This window comes from Acidobacteriota bacterium (genome assembly GCA_028874215.1).
In the GTDB taxonomy this organism is placed as follows: Bacteria; Acidobacteriota; UBA6911; order RPQK01; family JAJDTT01; genus JAJDTT01.
On sequence record JAPPLF010000096.1, the window covers coordinates 91,813 to 109,255 of the forward strand.

General features: G+C 64.3%; 12 protein-coding genes. 8 read left to right on the forward strand and 4 right to left on the reverse strand.

Translation table 11 applies throughout. From position 1 onward, the window contains the following. Positions 1–41 precede the first annotated feature (41 nt). Positions 42–764 carry an SDR family oxidoreductase gene (locus OXT71_19250; protein MDE2928526.1) on the reverse strand — a complete coding sequence of 241 codons (723 nt, stop codon included), beginning with the start codon at positions 762–764 and terminating at the stop codon, positions 42–44. A gap of 62 nt (positions 765–826) precedes the next feature. Next, positions 827–3,067 (reverse strand): LamG domain-containing protein, encoded by a 2,241-nt coding sequence (locus OXT71_19255; GenBank protein ID MDE2928527.1) that lies wholly within the window; start codon positions 3,065–3,067, stop codon positions 827–829. A 132-nt stretch (positions 3,068–3,199) separates the two neighbouring features. Here OXT71_19255 and ilvC point away from each other — a divergent pair, with 132 nt between their 5' ends. Beyond that, positions 3,200–4,216 (forward strand): ketol-acid reductoisomerase, encoded by a 1,017-nt coding sequence (ilvC, locus tag OXT71_19260; GenBank protein MDE2928528.1) that lies wholly within the window; start codon positions 3,200–3,202, stop codon positions 4,214–4,216. Positions 4,217–4,234: 18 nt separating this feature from the next. Here ilvC and OXT71_19265 read toward each other — a convergent pair whose 3' ends face one another. Further along, a complete protein-coding gene (locus tag OXT71_19265) occupies positions 4,235–5,308 on the reverse strand; it encodes a hypothetical protein (GenBank protein ID MDE2928529.1) in 1,074 nt (357 codons plus the stop codon). Positions 5,309–5,739: 431 nt separating this feature from the next. On the opposite strand from OXT71_19265, the gene OXT71_19270 reads away from it, so the two are divergent. From OXT71_19270 to OXT71_19295, 6 genes are all read left to right on the forward strand, one after another. After that, complete coding sequence (locus OXT71_19270; GenBank protein MDE2928530.1) at positions 5,740–7,005, forward strand: extracellular solute-binding protein; 1,266 nt, start codon at positions 5,740–5,742, stop codon at positions 7,003–7,005. Between the two features lie 14 nt (positions 7,006–7,019). Then, the gene (locus OXT71_19275; GenBank protein MDE2928531.1) at positions 7,020–7,904 is read left to right on the forward strand and encodes a sugar ABC transporter permease; all 885 of its coding nucleotides are present in this window, start codon (positions 7,020–7,022) and stop codon (positions 7,902–7,904) included. Next, positions 7,904–8,803 (forward strand): carbohydrate ABC transporter permease, encoded by a 900-nt coding sequence (locus OXT71_19280; GenBank protein MDE2928532.1) that lies wholly within the window; start codon positions 7,904–7,906, stop codon positions 8,801–8,803. Before OXT71_19275 ends, OXT71_19280 begins: the two co-directional genes overlap by 1 nt. 15 nt (positions 8,804–8,818) lie before the next feature. Then, the gene (ugpC, locus tag OXT71_19285; GenBank protein ID MDE2928533.1) at positions 8,819–9,913 is read left to right on the forward strand and encodes a sn-glycerol-3-phosphate ABC transporter ATP-binding protein UgpC; all 1,095 of its coding nucleotides are present in this window, start codon (positions 8,819–8,821) and stop codon (positions 9,911–9,913) included. 371 nt (positions 9,914–10,284) lie between these two features. Beyond that, positions 10,285–10,803, forward strand: coding sequence for an N-acetyltransferase (locus tag OXT71_19290; GenBank protein MDE2928534.1), 519 nt, complete (start codon positions 10,285–10,287; stop codon positions 10,801–10,803). 336 nt (positions 10,804–11,139) lie between these two features. Then, positions 11,140–13,488 (forward strand): response regulator, encoded by a 2,349-nt coding sequence (locus OXT71_19295; protein MDE2928535.1) that lies wholly within the window; start codon positions 11,140–11,142, stop codon positions 13,486–13,488. 18 nt (positions 13,489–13,506) lie between these two features. Here the strand turns inward: OXT71_19295 and OXT71_19300 are convergent, their stop codons facing one another. Then, the gene (locus OXT71_19300; GenBank protein ID MDE2928536.1) at positions 13,507–13,962 is read right to left on the reverse strand and encodes an OsmC family protein; all 456 of its coding nucleotides are present in this window, start codon (positions 13,960–13,962) and stop codon (positions 13,507–13,509) included. A gap of 94 nt (positions 13,963–14,056) precedes the next feature. On the opposite strand from OXT71_19300, the gene OXT71_19305 reads away from it, so the two are divergent. Continuing rightward, positions 14,057–17,347, forward strand: coding sequence for a HEAT repeat domain-containing protein (locus tag OXT71_19305; protein MDE2928537.1), 3,291 nt, complete (start codon positions 14,057–14,059; stop codon positions 17,345–17,347). The last annotated feature ends 96 nt before the right edge of the window (positions 17,348–17,443 follow it).

Sequence of the window (17,443 nt, forward strand, 5' to 3'; positions counted from 1 at the left end):
GGTTGGTCGCGAGAGCCGGCAGGCCGCCGGCCGCGGCGGAATCACTTCTTCCTGGGTTTCGACGGCCGCATCTCGACCCGGCTCACCAGACACCGCGGGTGTTGGGTCAAGGTGCTGACAACGACCTCCGCCACGTCCTCCGGAGCCATCTTCCAGGCGTCTCCGCTCCCGTCCCCCGATGACCGCGAACGGGTGTTGACGCTGCCCGGCATGATGTAGGCGACGCGGATGTCGTCGTGCCGGACCTCCTCCATCAGGGCTTCGCTCAGTCCCGTCAGTCCGAACTTGGAGGCGTTGTAGGCCGATCCTCCGGCGAAGGCATTCTTGCCGGCGAGGCTGCTGATGTTGATGATGAACCCGCCCCCGGTCTTCTTCATTTCCGGGACCGCGAAGTGGCAGCCGTAGAAGACACCGTCCAGATTGGTGCCGATGGTGGTCCGCCACTCTTCTACGGGCATCTCCTCCACGCTCTTGAAGGCGCGCACGGCGGCGGCGTTGTTGATCAGGATGTCGATCCGGCCCATCCGGGAAACGCAGTATCGGATGAGCGCCCGGACCTGCTCCGGGTCCCTGACGTCACAGGACCGTCCCAGGACCGGTCCCGCGCCGCTGCTCCGGAGGGCGTCGACGGCCGTTTCGACGGCTGCGCCGTTCCGGGCACAGATCATCACCCCGGCACCGGCGTGAACCAGAGCCCGCGCCACGGCGAATCCGATTCCGCGCGAACCACCCGTCACCACAGCCCGTTTGCCTGAAAGTCTCATAAGCCACGTTCCTCACCGGGAGGCGCGATGATCCCGCAGAACTTTTTCGTTCAATCCACCACTCACAGCGGCTCGTCGGAGGCGAACCGGCGCAGCACGTTGCCGGTGATGCGCGAAACCGCGTTGTCGTAACCGTTGTAGGAAAGGCTGCCGCACCAGGCGATCGAACCCACCGAGAAGACGGCTCCGCCCCGGGGTCCTTCGAAATAGACCATGTCCGACCGGATCAGCGGGCTCTTGTCGCCGAACAGGGGGCCGGTCAGATTCTGGAGGTCCTCCATCACACACTCGTACCCATCCGAGTGACCGAAGGAGGAGGCCAGCACCAGGGCGTGGGCCGGACTGCCCAGGGCGAGGTCGAATCGGTCCAGCTCGAAGCCGGCGGCGCCGTACCGGAAAGCCAATGACTCGAAGTCTCCGATCAGGTCGTCCTCGCCGATCCCCTCGAAGATGAAGGCGGCCCGGGGATCGAAACTTCCGGTCCGCCGCCGATAGGGACGGCCCGATCCCGCTCCCTGCGACGTCATTCCCACACCCACCAGCTTCTGCGGCCCCCGATTCTGATAGCGCCAGAGACCCCCCAGCTCACCCGTCGTACTGTGGTAGTACTGCCCGTGTTCGGCCTCGCAGCTCCTGCTGCCGCCCCAGCGCCTCACTTCGATGACGTGGGGCCGTTCGGGATCGACCGCCGTCACCCAGTAGAAGCCGTTTCCGCCCAGGTACATGAATCGTCCGCCGCGGGCCTGGTACGCCTGAAGACCGGCGATCATCTGCCGGGTCCAGTATTCGGGGTGGCTGCCGGTGAGAACCACCCGGTAGGGAGAGAGGAGTTCGACCCCTTCGTGATGCAGATCCTCGTCGGTGATCACGTCATAGCGGTAGGAATTGGCCTCCAGCCAGTCCACCAGGTGGAGGTCTCCGCTGAGCTGATGGGGAGAACCCGCGCCCAGCGAGAGCGGGGGCAGGCGGTGCTCCGGCCTCATGTTGACGATGGGCTTGAGGCGCGAGGAGTAATGGGCGCAACTGCCGTCGGTATGCAGGTCGTACAGGCTGTGGAGCCGTTCATTGACGATGAACTGGTCCTGGGGCCGCGACGAGCCGGGCTCCAGGCCCTTGACTGCCATACGATCCGGATTGTTGAACTTCTGGTTGGCGTAGGCGAGATAGCTGAAGGTGGGCGCCAGGAAGGCGATGTCGGCGGTGGCGGTGCCTCGTCGGGGCCGGACGAAGAAGGGGATGTGGTCCTCGGCGTCCGAGGCGGTCAGCCGGGCGGCGTAGACCCCGCTGCGGAGGTCGGAAGGCACCTCAAATTCGAAGTCGACCTCCCACCCGGCATCTTCCAGATCGTCGTCATGGAAGTGGATGGCGCCGTACTCTCCGGGCGCCGCCTTGAAATCGACCTCGTTGCCGGTCCAGTTGTGGCCGGTCACGGCTCTCGCCGGCAGGTTGACGGTCTGTCCGTGCAGGCCGTGCGGACCCGTGTCGATGACCTTTCGTCCGGACGGGCCGAGTGAGAAATCCCATGCCGCCAGCAAGGCCTCATCCACGTCGCCGGGCGCCGCTCCCCCTTTGAGGCCCTCGACGTCGGCGGACTCCAGCGCCCGCCCGTAGAGGCAGGGACCGTCGATCTTGCCGTTGAAATGCCCGGCCACCTGAGCCCGTGATCCGTCCGGCCGTTTCCAGCAGGCGCCCATCAGGAGCGGGAACGGACGGGCAACGATGCCTGCCCTCCCGGCGGTAGCGGACGCCACCGCTCCCGACCGGTCCAGCGGCCACGTGGTGACAGGTTCCTGGTACAGCCGAACGCTCCTTTCCGCGGCATCCCACGTGGCCGCCACGAAGTACCATTGCGATGCCGTCAGCGGTGTCCCGGTCCGAAACTTCTCCACCCGGCCGTCGCCGTCGCCGAACCACAGGCTCAGACCCCGGTCCCCGTCCAGGAACAGGCCGTAACCGGCATGATCCGATTCGGACCACTGGGTCAGGATCCCCTGCCCCGCTTTTTCCGGCATCGTGGGACGGATCCAGGCCTGAAACGTGAACCCGCCGGTAAAATCGAGGACCGACGGATCGGGGACCACGAGATACGATCCGCGATGGAACGGCTGGACCCGGCCCGGGTATCGGCCGTTCGCCGGAGCCGCCACCGGCTCGGACTTGACGCCCGGCCCCTTGGGGTTGTCGTCGCCGTGAATCAGGCGCACGATCCCGGCCCGATAGGCGTCCGTCCGGCAACTGACCATGAACCGGACCGTCTCGCCCTGCTGGACGCTGAGCCGGTCGCCGTAGCCGACGATCTTCATTCCAGCCCCTCCGCGCTCACATTGACATCCCCCACCGGCGGGCGTCTAATGTGGAAAAGGTTTCGAACAGGGGTCGTGAATGACCGCGGCTCGTCACTCCTCAATTCCATTTCGTTCAGGAAGGTTAGCACAATGGCAGAAGCGAAAGGCACGCTGAAACGGGATCGTTTCTACACCGAAGAGGACGCCGATCTCGGTCTGATCAAGGACCTCCCGATCGCGGTCCTCGGCTACGGTAGCCAGGGGCACGCCCAGGCCCAGAACATGAGGGACCAGGGTCTCGACGTCATCATCGGAAACGTCGAAGACCGTTTCGCGGAACAGGCCCGGGGCGACGGGTTCGAAGTCGTCCCCATCCCCGACGCCGTTCAGCGCGGCCGGGTGATCCTGATGCTGATTCCTGACGAGGTGCAGCCTGCCGTCTTCAAAACCGATATCGGACCGCATCTGACCCCGGACCACACCCTGGTCTTCGCCAGCGGATACGCCGTGCATTTCGGGCTCATCACACCGCCCGACTTCCTGGACGTGATTCTGTCCGTTCCCACCTGCGTGGGCGCCATCGTCCGTGAGCGCTACGCCCGGGGTCAGGGAATCTTCGGTCACTTCGGCGTTTATCAGGACGTGACGGGACAAGCCCACGATCTGGCCCTGGCCGTCTCCATGGGGATCGGCATCCTGCGCTTCGGGGCCACCGAAACCACCTTCGGAGACGAGGTCGCCGTCAATCTCTTCGCCGAGACCGCGGGCCTGAGCGGCATGATCAAGTACCTCCTGACCGCCTTCGAAGTCCTGGTGGAAGCAGGCTTTTCGGCCGAGAAGGCCTACGGCGAGACCTTCTACGAAATTCAATTCCTCACCGAGTCCATCTGCCGAATGCCCTTCGGCCAGGCGGTCGCCTTCGGATCGCCCACCGCCACCTACCTGGCGCTGACCAAGACCGGCGACGTGGTCACCGAAGACGTTCGGGAGCGTATGCGGCAGATGCTGGCCCGGATCAAGGCCGGCGAGCTGGTCCGCGACTGGAACCTGGAGCAGTTGGCCGGCTGCCCGGTCCTGAACCAGTGCCGGCGGGAGATCCTGGAACACCCCATCAGCGAAGTGGAGGAACTCTTCCTGGAACGGAAGCTGGCGTCGGGCGGCGTCTAGCCTCCTGCCGCATCCACTCTACGAGCGTTCCCAGGCTTCGGCCAAGTGGCCGCTCCACCCCAGGATGAACATCGCGGAGATCAGAATCACGACGGCAATGGCCATGAACCCCAGCGGTCTTCTACCGCTGCCGGCCCATTCTCCGCTGACCGCCCCCCAGAGATTGGCGCTCAGGATTCCCATAGAGGAGAGCATGGGGAATCCGATCACTTCGCCTAGATTGCCGATTTTCCAGGTGCCGACCCCGTAGAGCAGCAGCCCCATGGGTCCCAGCAACCCCATGCCCAGGCCGATGACATAGTCCCGGGAGGGAGGCAGGAACAGACCCCAGGTCTTCTTCCTGGTGATGACGTAGGCGCAGTAGGCGGCGTTGACCAGCGAGCCGGCCGTCATCCCGATGGCCCAGATCACGTTGAGGGCCAGAAAGGGGAGCGTGCCCCGCTGCTCGGCCAGCTCGGCCAGAGGAGCCCCATAGGCGAAACTCAGATTGATCATGGGATTGAGGAGACCCGAAAGAACGGCGGCGATCACGCCGTACTTGACGTGAATGTCGAGCCGCCACTGCTTGACCTCTCCGCTCGCCGAGGCGGCCTCCGCCGGGGCCGCTGATTTGTCCTTGAGGTGGCCGGCCCAGGAACAGAACACGACTCCCACCACCGCCACCAATACCCCGCCCATGATGATCCGTCCCTGCATGGTGAAGAGTTGTTCCCGGTGGAGCAGCACCAGGGGGGATATGGATCCGACCGCCGCCCCCAATCCGGTGGCAATAGCGTAACTGAGCCCCATGCCCGCCATCTTCAAAGCGAGGCCGAAAAAAACAGCGCCGAATCCGAAACCGAAACCGAAGATGAAGACCCGGAAGATATCGAGTCCGGATGCCGCCGCCAGGACGCCCATGAGATCGTTGACCGTCACGAAGCTCAGGATCCAGGGCATGAAGCAGAAGGAGATGACGGAGTAGACCATCCAGAGGTGTTCCCATCGCCAGACCCGAATCCACTTCAGGCCCAGTCCGAGCCCGCCGTCAATGAAGGCGCCCAGAGAGATGAGGGCAATGCCGAAAACGATATGGGCGGAGTCACCGAACATTTCAAACACCTGCTTTCAGACTCGCCCGGGAGGGGTTGGGCTTACGAACGCCGCCGCACAATGCGGACGGTCACATTGGTCAGGAGTCTACATGGAGGAAGGAGGAAAGAAAAAAGAAGGAATCGACGTGATTTATTATGAATAGTAAAATATGGGCCGGAATTGTCTGTTTACAGTAAACAATGCCTGAAAAATGCCTGAAAAAGGGAAAACGACCGTGTTTCGGTTGCCCGCGCCCGCTGTCCGCCACTCCATTGGGAGGTCGGTCGTACTCTGGGAGTTCGGCGGCTGTAAGCCTCGCTCCAATTTCCCGGCTTGGGGGATTCCGATCTGCAATACTGGTGAACCAAGAAACGGCCCGCCTCACTGGAGGACCGGGAATGGGGTCCAGCCTGCGAATTTCACGGCGCGAACTGCTCAGACGAGGGGCCATGATCGCGGGAACGCCGGCGGCGTTCCCGTTCGTGGGCAGTTGCGGACCGGGCGGTGCGCCCGGCGGCGGCCCGGACCGTCTCACCCTCCGAACCTGGAGTCCGGACACCCGGGACGCGGCGCTGGCCTCGGAGAGGTGGTGGCATGACGCCTTCATGGCCGCCAATCCTCAGCTACGGGTGGAACAACTCACGGTCCCCTACGATGAGGACACGGTCAAGCTGAAGGCCGCGCACCGCGCCGGGACCAACGTCCCGGACATCCTCTGGACCTACAATCAGAACCTCTACGCCTACGGCCTCGAAGGTCTGGTCCGCCCTCTCAACGACCTCATGTCCCGGATCGGTCCGGACCGCTATCCGCGGCAGGTTCTGGACGGAATCCGGGTGGAGGGGACCTACTACTCCGTTCCCTTCGTCGGCTTCCCGTTCTTCGTCTACTGCCGAAAGGACCTCTACGCCGCGAAGGGACTCCGTCCCCCCGAGACGCACGAGGAGCTGCTGGAAAACGTCGCCGCCCTGCACGATCCGCCCGGCCGTTACGGCTATCTGTTGACGAACCAATACATCGCCGACACCTTCAATCTCAAGACGGCCATGTGGACCCATGGCGCCTACTTCTTCGACGCCGAGGACAACCTGGCTTTGGACCGGCCCGAAACCCTGAGGGCCTGGGCCTTCTACAAGAAGCTGGGGAAATATTCCCCGCCCGGGTCCATGGCCCAGGGCGACCTGGAGAGCCGGGAGCTGATGCTGGACGGCCGAGTCGCCCACATGTTCACGACCACCAGTTTCGCCGCCGACTTCGGCCCCGAGGACCTGACCCGCCAGGGGGCGTTCGCCTACCCCATCCAACCCGGGGCCAGGGGGGCGTCCCTCGATTTCAATGCGCTCGCGCTGCCGGCCCGGTCGAGGCAACCCGAACTCGCCAAGGACATGATCGGTTTCCTTCTGGAGCCGGAAAACTTCCAGGAGTTTCTGACCCGGACCGTGGTGGGATGGGTTCCCATGCTCGAGGACGCCTGGACCGACCGGTACCTGAATCACCCCCGGATCGCGGCGGTGAGAGAGTACCTGGAAGTGGGCCGGATCTCGCAGGAGACCGGGATTGTCTCCACGGGGTATTTCGGGCCTTCCCGGCACTCCAGGGTCCTGATCGCCACCGATATCGAAAAACAGATCGGAGACCGGCTGGTGGTCTTCGACCAGAGTCCCGAGGAGGTCCTGGAATGGGCCGCCTCGGTGCTGCGGAAAGCACTTGCCTGAGTTTCGGATCCCGGATGCGGGCTGCAGACTTGAAGCACAGCGTCTACGTACAGATCGCCGGGGTGGTTCTGACGATTCCCGCCATGCTGTTGCTGGCGCTGGGGGTCGTGTTCCCCTTCGTCACGGCGGTGTGGTGGAGTCTCTCGCCCGAAGCAGGTACGGGTCCGACTCTGGCCGGTTACCGCTGGATCCTGGACCCCGCGTTCTTTGAAGCCTTCAAGCACAGCCTCTACATCGGCGTGGGGTCGGTTCTTCTGGAACTCGTCATCGCCATTCCGGCAGCGATCCTGCTCAATCAGGCGATCCCGGCCCGCGGGTTCTGCCGGACGGCGCTGATGCTGCCGTGGGCGGTTCCCACCATTGCCGTGGCCGCCGCGTTCCTGTGGCTGGCCAACACCAACTACGGGCTTTTCAACCAGTTGGGACTCGAACTCGGGCTGCTGGAGGCTCCCATCGCGTTTCTGGGTTCTCCGGCGCTGGCGCTGCCCAGCGTGACCATCGCGCACGCCTGGAAAGGCCTGCCGTTGGTCTTCATCATCATTCTGTCCGCTCTCCAATCGCTCCCGCCCGAACTGATGGAAGCGGCCCGGGTGGACGGCGCCGGCCGCATGGCTCAGTTCACCCATGTGATCCTGCCCCATCTCAAGCCCTCCATCGCCCTGGCGGCGGTGCTCTCGGGCATCTACAACTTTTCCCTCTTCGACATCACCTTCCTGCTGACCGGCGGCGGACCGGCGGGTAAGACCACGACGCTTCCCCTGCTGCTCTACTACCAGGAGTTCAAGGCTCTGGATACGGCCCGGGCGGCGGTGGCGGGCGTTTCGATCTTCGCTGCCGGCCTGCTGGCGCTGGCCGTGCTGGGGTGGAGTTCGCTCGACAGGGAGGCGAGGAAAACCTGATGGGCACGGTTCCCCGAAAAGTCTTCGACTCGGATGCCGGACACCCGATCAAACCCACCTCGTTCGCACGGCGGCGGTCCCGAATGTTGGCGCTCCTGGCGCTGGCCGCGACTCTGGCGATCCTCTTCCCGTTCCTCTGGATCGTTCTCTCGTCGTTCCGGGACCCCCAAAACTTCCTGACGTTGGATTTACGAGACGCCCTGCCGCGAAGCCTGGACCTCTCCAGCTATCGCCTGGCTCTGGGCCGAACCGATCTCTTCAGTTGGGTGGGGAACAGCCTGCTGGTGGCGGCTTCGACAACCGTGTTGTCGCTGCTGGTTTCGGCGCCGGCGGCCTTCGCCCTGAGCCGTCTCCAATTTCGCGGCAAGGCTGCCGTGCAGTGGTTCAGCATGATCAGCTACGCCGTGCCGTCGATCATCATCGTGGTGCCGCTTTTTCTGATCCTGGTGAAACTGGACCTGAACAACTCCTACGCCGGCCTGATCCTGGTCCACGCCACCTTCACCATCCCCTTGGCGACCTGGGTCCTGCGCGACTTCTACCGGTCCATTCCCCCCGACCTGGAGGAGGCGGGGTACGTGGACGGAGCCAACCTGCTTCAGGTCCTCCGGCACATCGTCCTCCCCCTGTCGATCCCGGGTCTGCTGGCCGCAGGTTCCTATGCCTTCATCCTTTCCTGGAACGACTTCCTGTTCGCGCTGGTGATCATGGACGAAGCCGCGGCGTATACTGCCCCGGTGGGTGTGCACGCCTACTTCACCGGGCGGTTCCTGGGCGAGTCGACCTGGGCCCAACTGATGGCCGCATCCTCCATCGTCAGTCTTCCCAGCGTCCTCCTCTTCGGGTTCTTTCAGCGTTACCTGGTGTCGGGATTCCTGAGGTCGGGAGTGAAGGGATGAAGGAGGGCTCGACCCTTGGCTGACGTCGGACTCAAGGGGGTCACCAAGACCTTCCCGGGAAGCGTACTTGCGGTGTCGGACCTGACGCTGCAAGTGGAGCACGGGCAATTCGCGGTCCTCCTGGGGCCTTCCGGCTGTGGAAAATCCACGACGCTGCGCCTCATCGCGGGGCTGGAGGAACCGGACCAGGGCGAGATTCTCATCGGCGGCGAGGTTGTCAACCACCTCCCTCCCCAAAAGCGGGATCTGGCCATGGTGTTCCAGTCCTATGCCCTCTACCCCCACATGAGCGTCGCTCAAAACATGGGATTCGGCTTGAAAATGCGCCGCGTACCCGCCGCCGAGATCCGGGACCGGGTCCGGACCGCGGCCCGGCTCCTGGGATTGGAAGAGTTTTTGGAACGCTACCCGAACCAGCTTTCGGGGGGCCAGAAGCAACGGGTGGCGCTGGGCCGGGCCATCGTGCGCGAGCCGGCGGTGTTCCTGCTGGATGAACCACTGTCCAACCTGGATGCTCAGCTTCGGACCGAGACCCGAGTCGAGCTATTGAAGCTGCAAAGGCAATTGAACGGCACCTTCATCCTGGTCACCCACGACCAGGTGGAGGCGATGATGCTGGCGGACGTGATCGCCGTGATGAAGGACGGGACGCTGCAGCAGACGGGAACGCCGGAGGAGATTTACGGCAAACCCGCAAACCTGTTCGTGGCCGGGTTCGTAGGCTCCCCGCCCATGAATCTCTTCCCCGGGGATCTGTTGCATGAAGACGGCGCCTGGCACTTCCGGGGTGAATTCTCCGTGACCCCGCCCCACCTGAACCAGGGCCAGCCGGCCCGTGAAGAGAACTTACCCGTCGTCCTCGGCTTCCGTCCCGAGGCGGCGCGAATCTCCCCCGCCGGGCACATCCGGCTGCGGACCGAGTTGGTGGAAAACCGGGGAGGCCAGAGATTCATCTACGGCTCTGCCAACGGAGGACAGCGGCTTAGCGTCGCCGCGGCTCCCGACTCCTCGATCCGGGCCGGAGAGATCGTTTCCGTTTCCGTCAACCCGGAACAACTCTTTTTCTTCGATGCCGCGACGGGAAAACGGATCGGCCCGGAAACGGCCTGAAGCGAACAGCCCCCGGAACCGGCCCACAATTCGATCCCCGTTTTTCAGTTCCACCGTGATGGGGGACGCCATTTCCAAGACCGGGACCATCTCCCACCGTCCTGGGATCACCTCCGCATGCGCCGGCAGGGAGATCAGTCCGCCCAAGATCAGAGACACGGCTGGGATCCGGAATGACTTCATCGTTGGCCTCCTTATTGTTTCAGAGCACGGGGTGGTGGATGGTCCCCCGACCGGATTTCTGAAATGATGCCGCCTACACGATACATGGGGCGAAGGGGACCGTTGCTTTCGCTACTCGAGCATCAATAACGCGGAGTTGGAAAAGGGGACGGTCACCCTCTCTCTCCGACCGCAATAATTCCAGCGCCATGACCGATTTTCTCATCCGCCCGGAAACAGACGGCGACCGGGAGGGCATCGCAAGGCTGCTGCTGGCCGCTTTCCCCACGTCCTGGGAAGCCAGGCTCGTCGAGCAACTCCGCAGGGACGGCGATGTCATGTTCTCGCTGGTCGCCGTGGCGGCGTCGGAAGTCATCGGCCATGCCCTATTCTCTCGACTGCGCGCGCCGGATGGAGCGCTTTCCCTGGCGCCGGTCGCCGTAGCGGCAAACCGCCGCCGCCGGGGAATCGCCGCCAGGATGATCGAGGACGGACTTGTCCGGGCAAGGACGGAGGGCTGGGCGGCAGTCGTCGTGCTTGGCGATCCTTCCTATTACCGGCGCTTCGGGTTCAGCCGGGAGGCCGTGCGGGGCATGGCGTGCCGATACGCCGGGCCGGGCCTGATGGGCCTCGCTCTTTCCGGGGGCGGTCTGGAAGGACCGCGGATCGAACATGCGTCCGCTTTCTTATCCATCGGGGATGAGAACTGCAACACGGCCCTCGGGTGAGAACGCGAAGCGCATAGCGAGGCCGGGAGATCTTGGAAGACTTCGCCCGACCCGGAGGCGTCGGGGCCTCACCACGGACTATAGGGTCAATCGTAGCCGAACACCCAACCTGAGGATCGGCAGGTCGCAAGCGAATTCAGAAACCAAGAGTGATTTCAGGGTGAGACCAGCATCGAATCTGGTGATTATTTGGTGAAGATATGGTGACTTCTTCCAGCATGGGGATATATTGAGTGCTGATGAGGCCCGATACTTCTTGAGCCCGCTTCCTGCTCCAAGCCGACTATTGCCACCGCTGAATCGGGTGTCGCTTTTTGATTCGGTGAGGTTTGGCAATTGAGGAATCCCGAGGAACTCAGACAAGAGATAGAACGGCTGCGGAACAACATCTCCCAGCTCACCGCGGCCAGCGTTCGCATCACTGCAAGCCTCGATGTCGACACCGTGCTGCGCGAAATTGTGCAAGGCGCCCGGGAGTTGACGGGAGCTGACTGCGGCTTGATCGCGACCGTCGACGACTCGGGGCAGATCGAGGACTTCGTCTCTTCCGGCTTGACTTCGGACGAACATCGCAAGTTGTCGCAATGGTCCGACGGACCGCGCCTCTTCGAGTACTTTCGGAACCTCCCGGGAGCGGTGAGGTTGCGGGACGCGAACGCCTTTGTCCGTACGCTGGGCTTTTCCTTCGACCTGCTTCCGTGGGCGAAGGCCGTCCAGGGCACCCCGATACGCCATCGCGGCGTCCATGTCGGCAACTTCTTCCTCATCGGTGGAAAAGGCAGACGGAAATTTACGAGCGAGGACGAAGAGATTCTCGTGCTGTTCGCATCTCAGGCGGCAGTGGCCATCGCCAACGCCCGAACCTACCGGGACGAGCAGCGGGCCAGGGCCGACCTGGAGGCCCTGATCAACACGTCACCGGTGGGTGTCGTGGTCTTTGACGCCAAATCGATAAAGCCGGTCTCGTTCAATCGGGAGGCAAAGCGGCTTGTGGAGGGCCTGCGCACGCCGGGCTGCCCATTCGACCAACTGCTGGAGATCATCAAGTGCCGGCGCGCCGACGGGCAGGAGGTTTCCCTGGAGAAACTCCCACTGGCGCAGACGCTGAGCGACACCGCTCCGATCCGGGCCGAGGAAATCGTCCTCCATGTCCCCGATGGCCGAAGCCTCACGACATTGGTCAACGCGACGCCGATCCGATCCGAGGACGGCACGATCGAGTCCATGGTGGTCACCCTGCAGGATCTGGAGTCGCTGAAGGAGACAGAGCGATTGCGAGCGGAGTTTCTGGGCTTGGTAAGCCACGAGTTGCGGGCCCCGCTGACCTCGATCAAGGGCTCCGCCGCCGCCGTGCTCGGCGCCACTTTGCCCCCGGCCGAGATGCGCCAGTTCTTCCGCATCATCAACGAACAGGCCGATCACATGCTCGGAGTGATCAGCGACCTGCTGGATGCCGGGCATATCGAGACGGGCACGCTGTCGGTCTCCCCCGAACCTTCGGACATGGCCAGACTCGTGGACAAGGCCAGGGGCACCTTCTTGAGCGGCGGCGGCCGGCATACCGTCCACATCGACCTGCCCCTGGACCTGCCCCAGGTGATGGCCGACCGGCAGCGCATCGTCCAGATCCTGAACAACCTCTTGTCCAATGCCGCCCGGTACTCGCCCGAGTCCTCCCCTATCCGGATCGGAGCGGTACAGAACGGTGTTCATGTGGCGATTTCGGTCTCGGACGAAGGCCGGGGGGTGCCGCCGGACCTGCTGCCGCACCTGTTCCGCAAGCATGTGCGTCTGGGGGACGGCGGGATCCGGGGATCCGGTCTGGGGCTGGCCATCTGCAAGGGCCTGGTGGAGGCTCACGGGGGACGGATCCAGGCCGAGAGTGACGGCGTAGGGCTGGGTTCGCGGTTTACCTTCACGATTCCAGTGGCGGAAGAACCCGCGGCCGGCGACGCGCCCCGCTCCGGCCGGGGAGTTTCCCGTCCGTCCCGCCCGGGCCGGGAGTCAGCGTCCATCCTGGTCGTGGACGACGATCCGCAGATGCTCCGGTATGTGCGAGACACGCTCGCGGCGGCCGGTTATTCCTCGCACGTGACGGGGGATCCGCGGGAGGTGCCCGACTTGATCAGGACGGCGAGGCCCCAGTTGGTCCTGCTGGATTTGATGCTGCCCGGAACCGATGGCATCGAGCTTATGGAGTCCGTTCCCGAGTTGGCCGATCGACCGGTCATCTTCATCTCCGGTTACGGAAGGGACGAGACGATCCCCCGGGCCCTCGACAACGGGGCCGCCGACTACATCGTCAAGCCCTTCTCGCGGACCGAACTGGTCGCGAGAGTCCGGGCGGCCTTGCGCCGAAACGACGAGCCGCAGGCGCCGTTCCGGCTGGCGGACCTGGTCATCGACTACGAGGAACGCCGGGTGACCCTGGCCGATCGGCAGTTGAGGCTGACGGCCACCGAATACGAGATGCTTCGGTTGCTCTCGGTCAACGCGGGAGGTGTCGTAACGTACGATTCGTTGTTCCGCCACGTGTGGGGCCAGCGGCGCTCCGAGGACCTCCGGCCGATCCGCTCCGTAGTCAAGAATCTCCGCCGCAAGCTGGGCGATGATGCCGCCAAGCCTTCCTACATCTTCAACGAACGCCAAATCGGCTACGGCATGGCCAAGCCAAGCGACTCGTAAACGCCATCCTCGGCTTGGTCAGCTCCCCCAGCCAGCTTCGACCGTTACCGAAGTGCGGACGGAGTTGGCGATGAAACACTCCTTGTGTGCAAGTTCGTGGATCTTCTCCAGTCCCTCGGGCGATGGCGGACCGGAAACGAATGAGACCTCGGGACGCAGGACCACACGGGTCACGGCCAACTTTCCATCCGCGTTCTTCTCCAGGAACCCCACCGCCGCATCCCGGTAGCGATCCACGACCAGCCGCTTGCGAGCCGCGATCGCGAGAAACGTGAGCATGTGACAGCTCGCGAGTGCCGCAACGTATGCCTTTTCGGGATCGACCCGGTTCGCGTTTCCCAGGTACTCGGGCGCCGACGACGCACTGACCCGAACGCCGCCCTCGAACTTCCAAATGTGATCGCGGGAGTAGGACCGGTAATCGAATTCGACTGCGCCCCTTTCCCATTCCACTGTCGCGTGATGTTCCGACATTTCTCGATTCCTCCGGTCTACGGTGAAACCACCGGTTTCCTCCTGCCAAAACTATTATGGCTCGGAGTCCGACAGGGCGCCGGCTTCGAATGAGATGACCCATTCGAGGCCGGGATCGATTCACGACTCGCTGCCGCGCTTGCAGCCCTGGACCATCCGGCGCATCATGATCGTCATGAGACGAACTTGGTTTCCGCGCATTCAACGGGCTGCGATCAGGACTCGGCAATTCGAACACCGGAGCCGGCTCCGAGCGATTCTGTTGCTGACCGCTCTTCTTCTGCTGCCTCTCGCCTGCGCGAGCGGACCGGATGAGGAAACGGAAGAGTGGCGGCGGATCACCGACATCTCCAGAAATCCGGACCAGCTCCGAGAGTACCTGAAACCGATCCCTCCGCTGGATCCGGCCGCATCCCTGAAAGCCCTCGAGGTGGCCGATGGCTTTCGCGTGGAACTGGTGGCCCACGAACCTCAGGTGGTGGAACCCCTGGCCGCCACCTTCGACGAGAACGGCCGCATGTACGTGGCCGAATTCTACGGCTATCCACGCCAGCCGCGGCCGGGTGAGGAGGGCACGGGCCGGATCCGGATGTTGGAGGACCGGGACGGCGACGGCGCCTTCGAAACGGCGCAGGTGTTCGCGGACAAGCTGGTCTGGCCCACCGGCGTGGCGGTCTGGAAAGGGGGGCTCTTCGTCTCGGCGGCGCCGGACATCCTCTATTTCAAGGACACGGACGGCGACGGCAAGGCCGACGTCCGCAAGCAGATTTACACCGGGTTCGGCGTCACCAACGAGCAGCAGATGGTCAACAACATCATGTGGGGCGTGGACCATAAGATCTACGCCTCCACCGGCGGCAACGGGGGCTACATCCGCCCCGGAGGCCAGCCGGACGCGGAGCCGGTTTCCGTCTACAACCGGGACTTCCGATTCAGTCCGGTGAGCCTGGAGATGGAGCTCACCACCCAGACCTTCCAGTTCGGGTACACCTTCGACGAGTGGTTCAACCGCTACGTCTGCCGGGCGGGGTCCTTCGGCCGGCACGTGGTCATGCCGCACGGATACCTGGAGCGGAATCCCTACCTCTTTTTCGACCTGCACGGGTTCCTGACCACGGGTTCCATGGAGGTCAACCCGCTGACCCAGGGACGGCTCCCCATCTACCGCGCCAGCCCCATCGAACGATGGCGCAAGGTTCGGGAGGCCCGGCGGATTTTCGCCGGACGGATCACCCGCGTCGAGGAGGGCGGCCGGGAAAACTACCAGGAGTTTGCCGCCGCCTGGGCAGGGGTAAAGGCCTACACCGGGCACGCCTATCCGGAGGAATACCGGGGCAACATCTTCACCGGAGCCGCCACCGCCAATCTGCTGCATCGCCGGATTCTGGAACCGGATGGGGTCACCTTCAAGGGAGTGCGAGGCGAACCCGAGGGCAAGGAATTCCTCCGCTCCAGCCACAACTGGTTCCGCCCCATCAACTCGGTCAACGCCCCCGACGGTACCCTCTACGTGCTGGACATGTGCCGGGAGCTGGTGGAGCACGGCCACGTCCCGGAGCGGGTCCTCGCGCATCTGGATTTCTCCCGAGGGTCCGAACACGGACGGATCTACCGGGTGGCGCCCCTCGACTTCAAGGTGCCGCCGGCGCCCCGTCTGGGAGAAGCGAGCATCCAGGAGCTGGTGGGACACCTGGAGCATCCCGGCGGCTGGTGGCGGGAGACGGCGCACCGGCTCATCTACGAGCGTCAGGACAAATCCGCGGTGCCGCTCCTGCGCCGGCTCTTGACCGAGAGCGAACACCCCCTGGCCCGGATGCACGCCCTCTGGTCGCTGCACGGCTTGGGCGCTCTGAAAAACGCGGACGTGGCGAAGGCGTTGTCCGATTCCTCGCCCGGGGTCCGGGAACACGCCGTGCCGCACGCGGAGCTCCGGATGAAGCGCTCCGGACGGCTCTTTCGGAAGATCCTGGAGCTGGCCGGGGACGAGAATCCCCGGGTGCGAATGAGGGTGGCTCTGGCTCTGGGAGTGATCGGCGACCGGCGGGTTCTCCCGGCCCTTTTGAAGATCGCCCGCAGCGACGGCGGAGACCGCTGGATCCGCAACTCGGTGCTCAGTTCCAGCACCCGCCTGGCCGACCGCCTCTTCACGGAGCTTGTGGCATTGGACGAGTTCCAGCAGGAACCGCTGGCGGAGCAGTGGCTGCCTCCGTTGGCCCGGACCGTGGGAGGCCGCGGCGTCGCCTCGGAACTCCGCCGCCTGACCCGCGCCGCCGCCAGCCACGAGGCGCTGACCTCCCGGCCGGAGCTGCAGTTGGCCATCGTCACCAGCCTGGCCGAGGGACTGTCCATCAACGGACGGACCTTCACCGGACTCAAGAATCTCCACCCCGCAGCCGCCCGCATGATCCGCAACCACCTGGAGGGATCTCTTGCGGCGGCCGCCGACGCGGAACAACCGGAACAGAAACGGCTGGCGGCCATCGGACTGCTCCGGCACGCCGCTCTGGGAGAGGTCAAGGAGACGCTGGCGAACCTGATCGACCCCTTGCAATCCCAGGCGCTGCAGTTGGCCGCCATCGGGGCGCTGGCCGGCTATGACGACCCTGAGATCGCTCCGCTCCTGCTGGAGTCGTGGGGCGCGCAGACGCCCAAGGTTCGAGGCGGGGTCCTGTCGGGAGTGTTTTCCCGCCCGGAATGGACCCGCTCCCTGCTGGAGGCCATCGAGTCGGAGGAGGTTCCGGTCCACCAGATTGACGCCAAGCGCCGCGACCTGCTGATGAACCACGACGACCGGGGGATCCGCGACCGGTCCCTGGCACTCTTCGAATCTGCCGCGCCCGGCGACCGGCAGGAGGTGGTGGCCAGCTACGAGGCCGCCTTGACGCTGCCGGGGGACCGGGTGCGCGGCGAGAAGGTCTACCGCCGCGAGTGCATCAAGTGCCACCAGGTGGGCACCACGCGGCACGTGGTCGGGCCGAATCTCATCGTGGCGGGCTACCAGGACCGGGAGACGCTCCTGACCAGCATCCTGGACCCGAACCGGATGGTGGAGCCTCAATTCACCAACTACGTGGTGACCGACCGGAAGGGGCGTCTCTACACCGGCCTCATGGCCCAGGAGACGGCGGCCAGCATCACCCTGGTGGAGAGCGAGGAGTTGCAGAACACGCTGCTGAGGAGGGACATCCAGGAGATCCGGGCCACCGGGCAGTCCCTGATGCCGGAGGGGTTGGAGGAGACCATCTCTCGACAGGAAATGGCGGACGTCATGACCTTCATCCTGGACTACCAATACGTAACCGGCGCCGTGGGAGGAGGCTACGGTCCCGGGGAAGAGGTCTACGGAGAGTCCCTGGAGACGCGCCGTTTCACCGCGGGTCCGTAACAAGCGGCGACTTTCCTGTCGCCGGTGGAGCGGCGGTTTTCCTACCGCCGCACTCCGTTGTGACAAACTTGGCGACGAAGACCGGGCGTTTGAAAA

What these genes read in the sequence shown, in the direction of transcription:
- OXT71_19250 (MDE2928526.1), bottom strand. Translation starts at nt 764, where the DNA reads ATGAGACTTTCAGGCAAACGGGCTGTGGTGACGGGTGGTTCGCGCGGA.
- OXT71_19255 (MDE2928527.1), bottom strand. Translation starts at nt 3,067, where the DNA reads ATGAAGATCGTCGGCTACGGCGACCGGCTCAGCGTCCAGCAGGGCGAG.
- ilvC (MDE2928528.1), top strand. Translation starts at nt 3,200, where the DNA reads ATGGCAGAAGCGAAAGGCACGCTGAAACGGGATCGTTTCTACACCGAA.
- OXT71_19265 (MDE2928529.1), bottom strand. Translation starts at nt 5,308, where the DNA reads ATGTTCGGTGACTCCGCCCATATCGTTTTCGGCATTGCCCTCATCTCT.
- OXT71_19270 (MDE2928530.1), top strand. Translation starts at nt 5,740, where the DNA reads ATGATCGCGGGAACGCCGGCGGCGTTCCCGTTCGTGGGCAGTTGCGGA.
- OXT71_19275 (MDE2928531.1), top strand. Translation starts at nt 7,020, where the DNA reads ATGCGGGCTGCAGACTTGAAGCACAGCGTCTACGTACAGATCGCCGGG.
- OXT71_19280 (MDE2928532.1), top strand. Translation starts at nt 7,904, where the DNA reads ATGGGCACGGTTCCCCGAAAAGTCTTCGACTCGGATGCCGGACACCCG.
- OXT71_19290 (MDE2928534.1), top strand. Translation starts at nt 10,285, where the DNA reads ATGACCGATTTTCTCATCCGCCCGGAAACAGACGGCGACCGGGAGGGC.
- OXT71_19300 (MDE2928536.1), bottom strand. Translation starts at nt 13,962, where the DNA reads ATGTCGGAACATCACGCGACAGTGGAATGGGAAAGGGGCGCAGTCGAA.
- OXT71_19305 (MDE2928537.1), top strand. Translation starts at nt 14,057, where the DNA reads ATGACCCATTCGAGGCCGGGATCGATTCACGACTCGCTGCCGCGCTTG.